The 12,605-nt window shown below is 56.2% G+C and carries 11 protein-coding genes and 1 riboswitch; of the genes, 2 read left to right on the top strand and 9 right to left on the bottom strand.

Annotated elements, in window-relative coordinates; all coding sequences use genetic code 11:
- Positions 1-167: 167 nt before the first annotated feature.
- Positions 168-1,919 carry a sensor histidine kinase gene (locus GBEM_RS01575; RefSeq protein ID WP_012528752.1) on the bottom strand — a complete coding sequence of 584 codons (1,752 nt, stop codon included), beginning with the start codon at positions 1,917-1,919 and terminating at the stop codon, positions 168-170.
- A 297-nt stretch (positions 1,920-2,216) separates the two neighbouring features.
- Between GBEM_RS01575 and GBEM_RS01570 the strand changes: the two genes are divergently transcribed.
- On the top strand, positions 2,217-2,942 hold the full coding sequence (locus GBEM_RS01570) for a 4Fe-4S dicluster domain-containing protein (RefSeq protein WP_012528751.1): 726 nt from the start codon (positions 2,217-2,219) through the stop codon (positions 2,940-2,942).
- Positions 2,939-4,741, top strand: coding sequence for an aldehyde ferredoxin oxidoreductase family protein (locus GBEM_RS01565; RefSeq protein ID WP_012528750.1), 1,803 nt, complete (start codon positions 2,939-2,941; stop codon positions 4,739-4,741). The genes GBEM_RS01570 and GBEM_RS01565 overlap by 4 nt, the downstream gene beginning before the upstream one ends.
- A gap of 20 nt (positions 4,742-4,761) precedes the next feature.
- On the opposite strand, the gene GBEM_RS01560 is transcribed toward GBEM_RS01565, so the two are convergent.
- The 8 genes from GBEM_RS01560 to GBEM_RS01525 form a co-directional block, all read right to left on the bottom strand.
- Positions 4,762-5,043 carry an XRE family transcriptional regulator gene (locus GBEM_RS01560; RefSeq protein WP_012528749.1) on the bottom strand — a complete coding sequence of 94 codons (282 nt, stop codon included), beginning with the start codon at positions 5,041-5,043 and terminating at the stop codon, positions 4,762-4,764.
- Positions 5,044-5,208: 165 nt separating this feature from the next.
- Positions 5,209-5,925, bottom strand: a complete 717-nt coding sequence (locus GBEM_RS01555; RefSeq protein WP_012528748.1) for an MBL fold metallo-hydrolase — start codon at positions 5,923-5,925, stop codon at positions 5,209-5,211.
- Between the two features lie 175 nt (positions 5,926-6,100).
- Positions 6,101-6,700, bottom strand: coding sequence for a porin family protein (locus GBEM_RS01550; protein ID WP_012528747.1), 600 nt, complete (start codon positions 6,698-6,700; stop codon positions 6,101-6,103).
- 103 nt (positions 6,701-6,803) lie between these two features.
- Positions 6,804-6,880, bottom strand: a riboswitch (cyclic di-GMP riboswitch).
- Positions 6,881-7,061: 181 nt separating this feature from the next.
- A complete protein-coding gene (locus GBEM_RS01545) occupies positions 7,062-7,979 on the bottom strand; it encodes an AEC family transporter (RefSeq protein WP_012528746.1) in 918 nt (305 codons plus the stop codon).
- Between the two features lie 90 nt (positions 7,980-8,069).
- On the bottom strand, positions 8,070-8,951 hold the full coding sequence (locus tag GBEM_RS01540; RefSeq protein WP_012528745.1) for a LysR family transcriptional regulator: 882 nt from the start codon (positions 8,949-8,951) through the stop codon (positions 8,070-8,072).
- A 33-nt stretch (positions 8,952-8,984) separates the two neighbouring features.
- The gene (locus GBEM_RS01535; protein WP_012528744.1) at positions 8,985-9,782 is read right to left on the bottom strand and encodes an arylamine N-acetyltransferase family protein; all 798 of its coding nucleotides are present in this window, start codon (positions 9,780-9,782) and stop codon (positions 8,985-8,987) included.
- Between the two features lie 389 nt (positions 9,783-10,171).
- Positions 10,172-10,681 (bottom strand): OmpA family protein, encoded by a 510-nt coding sequence (locus tag GBEM_RS01530; protein WP_012528743.1) that lies wholly within the window; start codon positions 10,679-10,681, stop codon positions 10,172-10,174.
- 188 nt (positions 10,682-10,869) lie between these two features.
- Positions 10,870-12,420: a sigma 54-interacting transcriptional regulator gene (locus tag GBEM_RS01525; RefSeq protein ID WP_226373915.1), complete on the bottom strand. Its 1,551-nt coding sequence runs from the start codon at positions 12,418-12,420 to the stop codon at positions 10,870-10,872.
- Positions 12,421-12,605 lie beyond the last annotated feature (185 nt).

The following is a 12,605-nucleotide window of genomic DNA, read 5'->3' as shown; positions in this document are numbered from 1 at the left end:
TTAAAACCGGAATGAGTTTTGATAATTTGCGCAGGGGATTGCGCAACTGGGGGAAGCAAATTTTCAAAGCTAATGGGTTGAAGGGCTCTCCTGGTTAACGCCCCGTAAACGGCCCGCTTCAGTTGGGGAGTGCGAGGGTGGTGTGGGATTGCCTCGGAAGATGTGGGCTAATTCGGCAAAGTGAAGTAGAAAGTCGCCCCCTTTCCTACTTCTCCTTCAGCCCAGATGTCCCCACTGTGGCGATGGATTATACGCTGTGCAGTCGTAAGCCCGATCCCTTCGCCCTCGAACTCCGCAGTATGCAAACGCTGGAAGGCAATGAACAGGTTGTCCTTGTACTGCATGTCGAACCCTGCGCCGTTATCTTTGACATAAAAGATCGTGCTGTCGCCTCGCTTTGAACTGCCGAATTCGATATGCGCTGTTACGGTTTTGGAGGTGTACTTCCAGGCATTTCCAAGCAGATTCTCCAGCAACTGTTGCAACAGCGTCCGGTCCCCCAGTACCCGCACATCCTCTTCCACAAAGATTTTCACGGTCCGCTTCAACTCCGTCTCCTGGAGAGCGGTCAAAATGGACGCGGCCATCATGCTCAAATCCACCGGTTCCAGTTTCAGCGCCGCCCTGCCTACCCGGGACAGTTCAAGCAGGTGGTCGATCAATCCTCCCATCCTGTTTGACGCTGAGCGAATCCGCACCAGGTAGTCTTTCACAGGGGCAGGCAGTTCATTCGAGAATTCCTCCATGACAATGGCGCTGAAGCTGTTAATGTGGCGCAGGGGGGCGCGCAGGTCATGGGAAACCGAGTAACTGAATGACTCTTGTTCCCTCATTGCTGCCTCCAAATTGGAAGTTCTCTCGGCAACCCGGCTTTCTAATAGATCATTTGCCAATATCAAATCTTGTTGTTTCTGCAAAAGCTCCTCGTGCAACTGTTGCCGGTCTGTTACGTCCATAATCATGGCCTGTTTGGAAACGATCTTATTGTTTTTCCTTATAGGGGTATTAGACACTTCGTACCAACGGTTATCTTTTGGGCTCTGGACCACCCAACGATGGCTTTCACCTGCGAAAATACGATCATTTTTACACCACGGGCAGATAGCATCAAGCCCATGCAGAGCTTCATAACACAATTCGCCAATGGCGTCGTGGCCAATACGCCGCTTCATAGCTTCATTGAGAAACTCGATCCGGTAATTGGCCGAGCAAATGTATATGAGGCCGTCGAACGCTGTCACCATAGCGCGGTAATACTCTTCACGCTTCCTGAGGCTCTCTTCCTCCCACCGCCGAAGTACCGCAACGGTCACACTGTCTGCCAACAACTCTACAAGTGCAATAAACCCTTTGGAGAATCGGTCTTTGCGTCGGTCATTAAACTGTATTAGTCCAATGATGTCTTCATTATGGTGCAGGGGAACCAGGGCTACCGATTCGTATCCATCGGCGCTGCACCTGTTGCGGGTTGCTGACTGCCTGTCCTCTTCGGCAGTACTTTCGAGCAACTCGCTAGTACTGTTTGTCCAGAAACTGCCATTTGGGGTAAAGAACGATTTATTGGCATCAAACCGTCCACACAGGATGTTACCGCACATGCATTCCAGGACTGGATGGCCGATGGCATCCCTTTTTATCTGGCCGGCCAAGTCTTTCGCGCACAGATAGTTCTCAGCGTTCACGAACTCCGATGGGAACCCCACCGTTTGGAAATAGGGGTAATCCTCTTCTTCGCGTAGCCGTACAGCGACCGCTTCACATCCAGAAAGTTCCTGAAAGAAGGGTAACAACGTCGACATGACCTCTTGGGAGGATTTTCCCGAGGCGAGTAGGTGCAGCAATCGGATCGACGCCAAAAGGTGGCGCTCGTCAAGTTCGCCTCTCATCTTGAGGTCTTGTAACAACTCTTCTGTGGTCATTTTCTGTGGTCGCCTTGTCTCCAGCATTAGATGCTAACAAACACTTCCCACCGGTTCGACCTCAGGTTGAGAGTGCGGTCACGGGACAATCACACTATCACGCATAGTTGGGGGATATCAATTAGTATTTAACAAGGTGGAGTTTTGTAGAGGGAAACTGTGCGAAGGAGGCTGCTGGGGGGGGAGGTGCACGATTAGGCAATAATTCAGAAGGATTGGTCTATCTCTTTTTCCATCACCTGCAGTAGAATCTTCCGACTATAGGTCATAAGAAGCGAAGCTCCAACGGAGGCTCACATGGACAAGGGGAAAATGGAATCTTGCGGAAGCTATGACAGGACAACCCTCACCCGCCGGGAATTTATCAAAGGGGTCGGGATAGGGGGTGGCGCACTCGTTCTGCTCGGACAATTCGGAGTCCATTCGGCAGCCTGGGCGCTTGCGGGAGATCCTGCCCTGAACATGGTGCTGATCGATTACGCCAAGTGCACCGGGTGCAGGACTTGTGAGGCCGCCTGTTCGTCGCGCAACCGGCCCGTGTCGCTCAAGGGGCAGGAACTGCCGGGACTTGGCAACCCTCGCTACGCGAACATCCGTGTCCACAGCTTCAACCCTGACGTGGATGTACCCAACGTCTGCGCCATGTGCGCCGATACCCCATGCGTGAAGGCGTGCCCGGTCGAGCCGGACTCCAAAACCGGCAGGCGCGCCCTCTACCGGGACAACGTTACACACACAATCCACAACGATTCTGACCGGTGCCTCGGCTGCCGGAGCTGTGCAAAGGCCTGCGCCGCACAGAGGACGGGGGTAATTTCTCCCGACCCGGCAACTGGCAAGCCTGAGCGCATGTGCACGCTCTGCGGTGGCGCCCCGCAATGCGTCAAGCGGTGCCCTTTCGGGGCGCTCTCGTATGTAGAGGTCAGGCGTGACCGAAAGTTTTACGGGCTAGATCCTGAAAAAATTGCGGCTGAACTGGCCAAAACCTGGTACGGCACGGCCGACTTCGGAGGGTTAAAATGAGCGGGAAACCGGGTTATCACGGCAAGATATTGAACATAGACCTTTCCACCGGGAAGATTGAAACGGTGCCCGTCCCCGCCGAAGACTTCGATAAGTTCGTGGGCGGGCAGGGACTGGGCATGAAGATACTCTGGGACCGGCTGAAGAAGCCGGGCGTCGACCCGCTTTCTCCGGATAACCTGCTCATGTTCATGCCGGGACCGTTTTCCGGGCTTCCGGTCCCGTCCTCGTCCAGGACCTGCGTGGTGACCAAATCCCCTATCACGTCGCCTTTGAAATCCGACTACACGCACCCGTCCACCGTCACCTACTCGAACATGGGAGGCTTTTTCGGACCCGAAGTCCGCTTTGCCGGCTATGACGGCATCGTGATCACCGGCAAGGCGCGGGTGCTTTCCTATGTCGTGATTGAGGACGACAAAGTGGAGATTCGCGAAGCCGCCAAGTTCAAGGGGATGCGAACCGATGCCTTCGACCGGGCGTTCCTGGCGGAACTGGGGGACCGGCGATTCAAAACGGTATACATCGGCCCTGCCGGGGAGAATCTCGTTCCCTATTCCAGCATCCTGCATACCGCAGGGCGGGCAGCAGGCCGGGGCGGTACCGGCTGCGTCATGGGTTCCAAGAATCTGAAAGCCATTGCGGTGCGAGGCACGGGACAACCGACTGTCGCCGATCATAAAGCGTTCCTTGCCGCGCTTGAAAACGCCAGACGCGCCCTCAACGGTTCCGCCTTTGCCAAATCCTGGGCGGAGCAGGGGACGGCGCGGGCCATCGTCGGCAACAGCAATGCCGGTACCGAGGCGGTTCGCAACTATCGCGAAGGGACTTTCACGGAGGCTGACAAGATCGGCGGCGATGCCGCCCGGCGCGATGTCTGGGTAAAGGACATAGCCTGTTACTGTTGTCCGCTCGCCTGCAAGAAAAGCGGTATGACGAAGGGTAAACACGGCGGGGTCGTCCACGACGGACCCGAGTACGAAACCGGCGTGATGCTCGGTTCAAACCTGATGATTTCCGATATGCCCGGACTGCTGAAGGCGATAACCACCATCGACGATCTCGGCCTGGACCAGATCTCCACCGGCAACGTCATCGGCTTTCTCATGGAAGCGTACGAGCGTGGGTTGATCAATCGGAGTTTTCTAGACGGCATCGACCTTAAATGGGGAAGTGTCGATGCGACGCTGGCGATGATCGAGAAGATTGCCGCCAAGGAGGGGGTGGGAGCCCTGGCCGCCGAGGGGGTGCGGGGCCTTTCCTGGCATATCGGCAAAGGGAGCGACAAGTTTGCCATCCAGGTGAAAGGGCTTGAGCTCGCTGCCCACAACATCCAGGCAAATCAGCCACGGGGGCTTTCCTACGTGACAGCGTCGCGGGGGGCCTGCCACATGAGCGGAGACAACATTGCCATGCAGAACAGGCGGGCCATGATGGATTCCACCGGCATGTGCTTTTTCCCTACCTTCGAACCGACGCTGGAAGAACCGATGTTAGCGCTGCTCAGTGCCATAACCGGCCGGAAATTCGACAAGGCAGAGTTCGAAAAAGTGGGCGAGCGAATCTTCACCCTGGAAAAGCTGTTCAATTACCGCGAGGGGTTTCGCCGCGAAGACGACCGTCTCCCGGACCGTTTTTTCGAGGATGCCTTCACCGTTGGACCGAAAAAGGGAGCGGTGCTGGACCGGGAGAAGTTCGAGAGCATGCTCACCCAGTATTACCAGGATCGCGGATGGGATCCGGAGACCACCGAGCCCGGAAAGAAGAAGCTGAAGGAACTGGGGCTGGATACCATTTAGACGAGTCGCGTCCGCAGTACTTATGCCAGTTCCACTTTCAGGTTTTTACCGAGGGCAAGGGCCGCTCTTTCGAGGGTTTGAAGAGTGACGGAGACATTGGTGGGATCAAGTAGTCGGTCGAGGGCAGTACGGCTGGTATGCATCTTTTCCGCCATGGCGGTTTTTGACAGGTTTGCCTGTTTCATTTCCAATTCGATTTGATATGCAATAACCCTTTTAATGGCCGCCGCTTCCGCATCGGCACGGAGGCCTTCCTCTACGAGGAAAGCGTCGAAATTTGACCCTACATGTTTGTCTTTCATTTTGCGCCTCTGTTGAAATTGCCAAGACGGCTCAACGCCGTCTTGAGTTCATCCGCCACCCACTGTACCATTTCTGGCACTCAAGTCAAAGTGTTTAATGCTGATGCTCCAGTAAGAATTTGCAGCGCCTCTTTACGCTGTACGCGCCGTTCATCATCAGTAGGTTCAATATCCGCCAAAGACGGGGCCGGCGTCGAACCTGCGCTTCCAGTCGTCGTAGCCGATGACGTAGTTGTAGCCGCAGACCGTGGAGAGCTGACGGTTGCGGATAACGTCTTCAATTACTCTTCCCCCTGCGATGGTGAGATCGGCTGGACCGAACGGGTTGTATTTCACGCCGTCGCCATCGAGAAAGACGTAGTCGCAGATGAAGAAGACGTCTTCGAAGATGTAGCAGGTGAATCCGGGTGTATGTCCGCCTATATGGAAGGCTTCTATACCTTTGTGGACGAAGTTCTCTTGGAAGGTGGTGTCGAAACTGAAGGGGCGGCAGATGTCGTGGGTGGAGTCAAGTTGGTGGATGCGCACCTCAGCCGCGAAGCGATCGCGGTAGAGATTGGAAGCGCCGAGGAAGTGGTGATGGGTGAAGAGGATGGAGTCTGCCTTGGGAAGCGAAGAGTCGAAACAGGACGGGCAGTCGATCCAGCATGCACCGTTGCCGGTCTCGATCCGGTAGGCGGCATGCTCGATGCCGAGGGCAGGTTGGGAATTTAACCTCGACACCTTTTCGTTTACCTGAGTCGAGGAGACATGGAAGCGCGCGGAGCACTCTTCCGAGGTTATGAAGTGCATTGCCGAGGCACCGCAGAAAGGGCAATTAGCGGGATGAAACCCGATCATGTTGAAGCCGCACACCAGGCAAACATGCTGTTCGCGATTCATAGAGGCCTCCGTTACAGGGAAAAAGCAACAGGGCTGATTATCGCACCGGGAATGCAAAGGGCAACCGGGCTATGTGTCGCCGGGGTAAAGCTTCAATTGCATGGATGTTGATCGGCCGGTTCTGCCCGACAGTCCCCCCTCCCGTCAAGGGAGGGGGAGCTTGGAGAGTCCCTTGTTAGTTGAAAAAGAACCGGACTCCGAAGGTGGTGGAGAAGTTGGTCGGATCGAAGGAACCGCTGTGGAAGCCGTCGTCAGTGATGTCTGCGTCCGGCGCCAGCACGACCTTTGCTTCGGCGGTCAGAGCGACGTGCTTCTCAACGAAATAATCGAGACCTCCGCTCAGATGCACACCCAGCGTCGTGTCGACATGGCGCCTTCCCCCGAAATCCGAATCGAAGTCAGAAGAGATGATGTCCAAGCCCGCTCCAATGTAGGGAACGAGCCTTCTGTCACGCATGTTGGTGAAACGGTACTGGCCGCCGAAGGAGATATCGGTGACGTCGAAGTCGCCGATTTCCGAATCGAAGGAAGAGTTGGTCACATCCAACTCGGCGGCGAAGTGATCGTCGATGCCGTAAAGAAGACCGCCGCCCACGACTAAACCGGTGTCGGTGTGGTTCGTTCCGAAGCCGAATTCAGCTTCGTTGTCGGACGGGACGATAAACCCGACCTTACCAGTCACGCCCAACCTCCCCTTGATGCTGTCCGCCATTGCAGCGCCGGGAACGAGGGAAACCAAAGCCAACAAAACTGCAAGAACTATAATTTTTTTCATCGTACTTCCTCCTTTGATTAGCTCAGAGCGCACAGAAACAACCTGTGGCCTGAGGCATGGAACAAAAAAAGGCCGGGCCACCTTTAATATCGAAAAAGATATTTTCGGCGACCCGGCTGTCTCAGTGAGACCCTATAGGCTTTCCGTCCCATCCTCGCGGAAGGTTTAGTATTGTCGTATATCTGTTGCAGTCACAAGCGGCGATATAAATACCCCAATGAGGAAATCTTGTCAAGGGGCAATGACCGCTCAATATACAAGTCCCCCTCCCCTTGCGGGAACAACTTCACCCACCCCCCTGCCCCCTCCCGTCGAGGGAGGGGGAGAGCAGCGCTGCGGATGGCCGGAAATGGCGCGGCAGTCAGCGTAACAGCCAGAGCGTGAGCGGAAGGGTGAAAAAGGAGAGGCAGGTCTGAACGGTGATTATCACGGCCATGCTGTCATGGTCTCCGCCCATCTGCCTGGAAAGGATGTAGGCCGATGGTGCGGTAGGCACACTGAAAAGAAGTACTGCGACTCCAGCGGCAACTCCGGACAAACCGGTAGCCGCCGCTAACCACCAGGCGATGGCGGGTTTGCAGAGGAACTGAATCCCGCAACTTGTCAAAAGAGGCTGCCAATGCAGGGCTATGTTACCCGGCTGGTATGCGGCCCCGACCGCCATCAGCCCGACGGGAAAGGCTGCCTTGCCGATAAGGACCAGCGAACCGTCCATCGCCGCCGGCAGTATCACTCCCGAGGCGTTCAGCCCGATGCCCAAGGTACATCCCCAGATCAGCGGGTTCCGCACCAGGTCGCGTGCTAACCTTTTGAGGTCGAATACGCCGTGGCCGACTGCCACGGAGAAGGCAGAGACGCACAGAACGTTGATGATCAGTATCATGAACCCCGCCCCCAGAGAGGCAAGAAACAGCCCCTCCTTCCCGAACAGGTTTTCTGCAAGAGCCAGCGCTACGAAGGTGTTGAAGCGGACCCCGCCCTGGAACAGCGAGGTGAAGGCCGCCCCCCCCATATGCCGGCGCGGGAGCCAACCCAGCATCACGAACAACACGCTGGCTAGGATCGCACCGCCGACCGTAAGAAGTATGTTCAACCAGGGAGAGGAGCCGATCTCTTTTCCGGCGAGGCTATGAATCAACATTGCCGGCATCAGGAGATAGTAGGTCAGCTTTTCTGCGGCAGGCCAGAAAGTGGAGGGAATGAACTCAGTGCGCCTGATGAGAAAACCTAAGACTATCAGCGCTAGAACAGGCGTCAGTGCATTTATGATAACGGTCATACTCGAACCTCTTCATGTTGGACTGTAGAAAGAGGGTAGCATGACATTGTCTTGAGAAAAAGTTGATAGTTTTTACGGGAGCCTTGAGTTTTACTTGAGGTTTACTTGCTGCGACAACTCGTCCAGAACCGCACGGGTCAATGGCTGGCGCGGATGTTGCCGCTTCTGGTACATCCCCACGCGCCGGCTTAACTGTGGGGTGCCGAAAGGGGTGAGGGTGAAATGGTTCGCGACCTGCTCCAGGCGCGATTTGCTCAGCGGCACCACAGCTATCCCCAGACCTTCTTCCACCAGGGCGAGGGCCATTTCCAACGAATCGAATTCCATAACCTCGCGCGGACGGATCCCTTGCAGCATCAGCTCATGATCTACCATGGCGCCTGCCCAGGCCATCTTGTCGAAACGCACGAAAGGGAAGCGCTCGAACAGCAGCGCGACATCGTTGATGCCGGCCTCCTTGGGTGCAACCACGAAGAAGGGTTCTTCATCATAGGGAATCCATTCGTATTGCGGCGGCACGGCGTAGGGGGGCTCTGTAGTCAAGGCGGCGTCCAGGTCACCCTCCTCGACTTTGCGGACCAATTCGGTGGAGAGGCCGGAAACGAGTTTGACTTGCATGTCCTGGTAGCGGGTTCGCAGCCGCCCGAGTGCGGGGGGAAGCGAGCCCGTGATCACGGTAGGGACCGCCCCCAGCGTCAGCAGCCCCTGCACGCCGCCAAGCGGGGATAGGCGGGCTTTCATTTCATCGTAGATAAGAAGGATCTCGGAAGCCCGTTCTACAACGTAACGGCCATTCATGTTGAGCTTGGGACTACGGCCGGTCCTCTCGAAAAGCTGCACGCCGAATTCGTCCTCTAACTTCTTTACCTGCAGGCTTATAGCCGACTGGGTTAGCCCCAATTGGTCGGCGGCGGCTGCAAAGGTGCCTTTGCCGGCAATGGCGGTGAGGATGCGAAGGCTGCGTAGAGACACGATACTCTCCTTTACGGGGGTCTATCTCTCCCCTCAGGCAAAGAGGTAAGAAAGCCGGCTCTGCAAAGCGGCTAGATCGAGATTGCGCAGGCCGAATTCCTGGCCCAGGACCTGAACCACTTCATCGAACGTCGTCAATTCCCGTTCGGTCTCTCCTTCTGCGCCGACCGTGCGAAAGAGTCGATCGCGTAGCGTTACCCGCCCGCTGTCGGTCACCAGAGCGGCAACCAGACCTTGGGTGAAATGCGAGTTGGGGTGGGTCGAGGTGTAATGATTGGCGGGGATGTAGTCCTGGGAACGCACCGGGCAAGGGAGCAGGCTGTACATATTCTTCCATTCCGCATCGACGAGCCGGGACAGCATGGTTTCCCCGTTGTCGGTCGCATCCAGCCGGAAACGGTCCGGGCCTTGTATGGCGACCGCCCCGGTGACCCACGGCAACGGCTCTCTCAACGTCCCTCCCCCGAAGCCGACATCGCAAAGGTAGGGCCGATCTTCCACGAACACCCGCAGCGTCATATGCGTCAGCAAAGGCGCCGGTGCTCCGCTGGCCCAGACCCTCCCAATCAGGCGCTCGATCCTGTAACCAAACTGTTCAAGCAGATGGGCAAGCAGGCCGTTCAACTCGAAACAGTAGCCGCCTCTCCCCTGCTCAACCACCTTGGCGAAGATATCGCCGGGTTCGAGGCTGATGCTCTTTCCTTCCATAACCGCCACGTTTTCGAAGGGAACCGTTTTGGTCATCGCAGCATACAGCGCCCGAAGGCGCTTCATGGGGGAGTCCGGGAGGGATTGGAGGCCAATGCGTTGGAGAAATAAATCAATATCCATAACCGATCCTGCTTTCCTTATTTCAAGCTCTGTATGTCTCCAGGTGTCGACTCAGTCTTGCTCGTATGGTTGGTTGGCGTTGGCGAAAGGAGATACTTTTCACCGCCGATTTCGATGCCCGGCCAGGAACAACCTGTAGCTGCGAACATTACCGATATCAATACAAATCTTACAAAGAAATTGAAAGACATTTGTTGTCTCCTTGTGGGCATCAGCGCCTGGACGCAGCGATGTAAATGACGAAGTCGGCTGGATTTCCGAAGCGGTACGGTGGGCAAGCCCGCCCTTCGGGCACCCTCTCCCAAAGGACGAGGGGACTGGAGGAAGATCGGGAAGTCTGGGATTAGAGGCTGAAAAAGGGGAGCCTTGCGGCTCCCCCTTTTGATTGACTACATCTTGGTGACGGTGAAATCTACGCGGCGGTTTTTGGCTTGGCCGGCTTTGGTCTTGTTGTCGGCGATGGGCTTGCTGTCGCCGAACCCTTTAGCGGAGAGGCGCTTGGCATCGACGGCTTTCTTGTCCACCAGGTATTTCACTACGGCATCGGCACGATCCTGGGAAAGCTTCTGGTTTGCCTCGGGCTTGCCGACGTTGTCGGTGTGGCCGTCAACCTGTACGTGGAAGCCGGGGTAGTCGGTCATGATTGCCGCGATGGCGGTCATGGTCTTGTCGCAGGAAGGATCGATCTCGGCTTTGCCGGTCTTGAACTTGATCGGGCCTTTCTCGTTCTGCACCTTCTTGAGCTTGTTGGTCACGGCACTGAGTGCGCCTTCCTTAGCACTGGCAGCAACGCCCTTCCCTGCTTCTTTTCCCAGGCCCTTGAGAGCGTCAAGCCCTGCATAGGCAACACCGGAAACCATCAGCGACAGTACAGCAGCAATAGCAACTTTTTTAAACATACACCCTCCTTTGTTGTTTTAGCCGGCTTAGGCATTGCCAAAGCCCACCAAATATTATCCGGCATCTCCACTGAGTCAACGATGAGAGAAAGAAAGATGCCTCGGATAGCAAGACGGCAACTGCTTAATCAATTCAAATAAAGGCTTGTTATTGCCTATGCTGCGCTCTTTGTCAATGGGATTCAGTCTCAACTTTCCAAACATCGTCCGGTTTGGATACTGCAGTTGCCGAATAAAGTCCCCCTCCCGTCCAGGGAGGGGGAGACTTTTCCCATCTCCACGTACTTCTTGACGGTGCGCCGGTCCAGGCGGGTCCTGCGGGCTACCTCTTCATAGGTGCCGAAGCTGGCATAAAGGGACGAGCAGTAGGCGGAGAGCAATTCCTCGGCGTTCATTGCACCTTCCACTATCTCCTGCGCAAGCCGGGCTGCGGCATCCTGCTTCGGTTCCTCTCTTTTCATTCCTTGATAGCGCCCGGTGAGGATGATCCTCTTTATTGCCTGTTCCAGCTCCCGCACGTTGCCGGGCCACGCGTAATGACGCCCCAGGTCGCGCTTCAGTATCCTTTTCACCAGATGCTTTTCCCGCCCCGGCATCTCCCCGGCAAGACGCGAAAGAAGAACGCCCAGAAGGTTGTCCAGCTCCTGCGGGTCCTCTTTCAGCCTCACTCTGAGCGGCGGCAGGGTGATGACGTCGGAACAGAGGCGATAGTAGAGGTCGTCGCGGAACTTTCCGCTTTCGAGCATCTCGTCTAGCGAACGGTTGGTAGCGGCGACGATGCGCCCGCTGAAGCGCCTGGCCTCGTGGCTCCCCACAGGGAAGAAGATTCGCTCCTGCAGCACCTGGAGCAGTTTTATCTGCACCGGAATGCTCACGTCGCCTATCTCGTCCAGGAAGATGACGCCATGCGGGGCGCAGCGGCTGAAGAGCCCTTCGTGGTTGTCGACGGCGCCGGTGAAGGCGCCTTTCTTGTGCCCGAAGAGTTCGGATTCCAGCACACCTTCGGAGTACTGCGACAGGTTTATGGAGACGAAGTTGCGGGTAAAGCTCTCGGTGAAGGCGTTTCTGGCGACGTCGAAGGGAATGAACCCGGAGCGCCCGATGGCGGCGGCCGCGGCCCCCTTGCCGGTGCCGGTTTCCCCTAAAAGCAGTATGGAGAATTCCTCCATCTTGTCCCATAGGCCCGCCTCGAACCACCTTATGTCGTGGGTGAAGACGCAGTCCCAGAGATGCCGGCGCAAGGTCTTCATGGAGGGGGAAGTGCCCACCAGCCCGTTCTTGATGAAGTAAAAGGCACGGCGCAGCTGGTAGAATACGGCGAACATGCGCACCGCATCCTGATCGCCTATGCCGAAAGCGGTCAGTTCCCCAAGGACGTGCCGGGCGAAGGGGACGCGGCAATGCTTGTCCCCCTCCTTCAGTTGGGTCTTTATCAGCTCGTCGAAATGGTCCACGTAGCGGTGAAAGACATGGAAGAGGCAAACCCTGCGCATGACCTCGCGCCGGTGTCCGTCCAGGTTACGCAGGTCGGCTACTCCTCTGTCGCGCAGGCTCTGCAATTTGACCTCGATACGTGTCACTACCGCATGCAGGATCTCGTCGGCCGACGAATCAGGTGCGGCTCCGCTTATGGCTATGTCGAGGTCGTCTCTAGTTTCGCCGAACGGATTGGCAAATGCGGCGCGCGCCACTGTCTCTAAAAAGGTCCACTCTTTGTCTGTAGCTTTTGAGGATTTCATGCAGTGAATGTACTGGCTATGTACATTGAATGTCAATGAGGTTTTGGTAGCGGCTAAGTAGACTATGACACTCATTGCATAAAACAAGGGGTTACAGTGTCAGAGCAATAAAAGCATCTATTGGCATAGTCCCTGTAATAGTGAGAGTGCAAGTAAGGTGAAATCCCCCCTGTCCCCCCTTCGCA

The organism is Citrifermentans bemidjiense Bem (genome assembly GCF_000020725.1).
Classification (GTDB): domain Bacteria; phylum Desulfobacterota; class Desulfuromonadia; order Geobacterales; family Geobacteraceae; genus Geomonas; species Geomonas bemidjiensis.
The sequence above is the reverse complement of the archived record's forward strand: the minus strand, read 5'-3'. Positions and strand labels throughout refer to the sequence as shown.

Coding starts and splice junctions, on each gene's coding strand:
- GBEM_RS01530 (WP_012528743.1), bottom strand. CDS start 10,681: ATGTTTAAAAAAGTTGCTATTGCTGCTGTACTGTCGCTGATGGTTTCC.
- GBEM_RS01565 (WP_012528750.1), top strand. CDS start 2,939: ATGAGCGGGAAACCGGGTTATCACGGCAAGATATTGAACATAGACCTT.
- GBEM_RS01555 (WP_012528748.1), bottom strand. CDS start 5,925: ATGAATCGCGAACAGCATGTTTGCCTGGTGTGCGGCTTCAACATGATC.
- GBEM_RS01550 (WP_012528747.1), bottom strand. CDS start 6,700: ATGAAAAAAATTATAGTTCTTGCAGTTTTGTTGGCTTTGGTTTCCCTC.
- GBEM_RS01570 (WP_012528751.1), top strand. CDS start 2,217: ATGGACAAGGGGAAAATGGAATCTTGCGGAAGCTATGACAGGACAACC.
- GBEM_RS01525 (WP_226373915.1), bottom strand. CDS start 12,420: ATGAAATCCTCAAAAGCTACAGACAAAGAGTGGACCTTTTTAGAGACA.
- GBEM_RS01575 (WP_012528752.1), bottom strand. CDS start 1,919: ATGACCACAGAAGAGTTGTTACAAGACCTCAAGATGAGAGGCGAACTT.
- GBEM_RS01560 (WP_012528749.1), bottom strand. CDS start 5,043: ATGAAAGACAAACATGTAGGGTCAAATTTCGACGCTTTCCTCGTAGAG.
- GBEM_RS01535 (WP_012528744.1), bottom strand. CDS start 9,782: ATGGATATTGATTTATTTCTCCAACGCATTGGCCTCCAATCCCTCCCG.
- GBEM_RS01545 (WP_012528746.1), bottom strand. CDS start 7,979: ATGACCGTTATCATAAATGCACTGACGCCTGTTCTAGCGCTGATAGTC.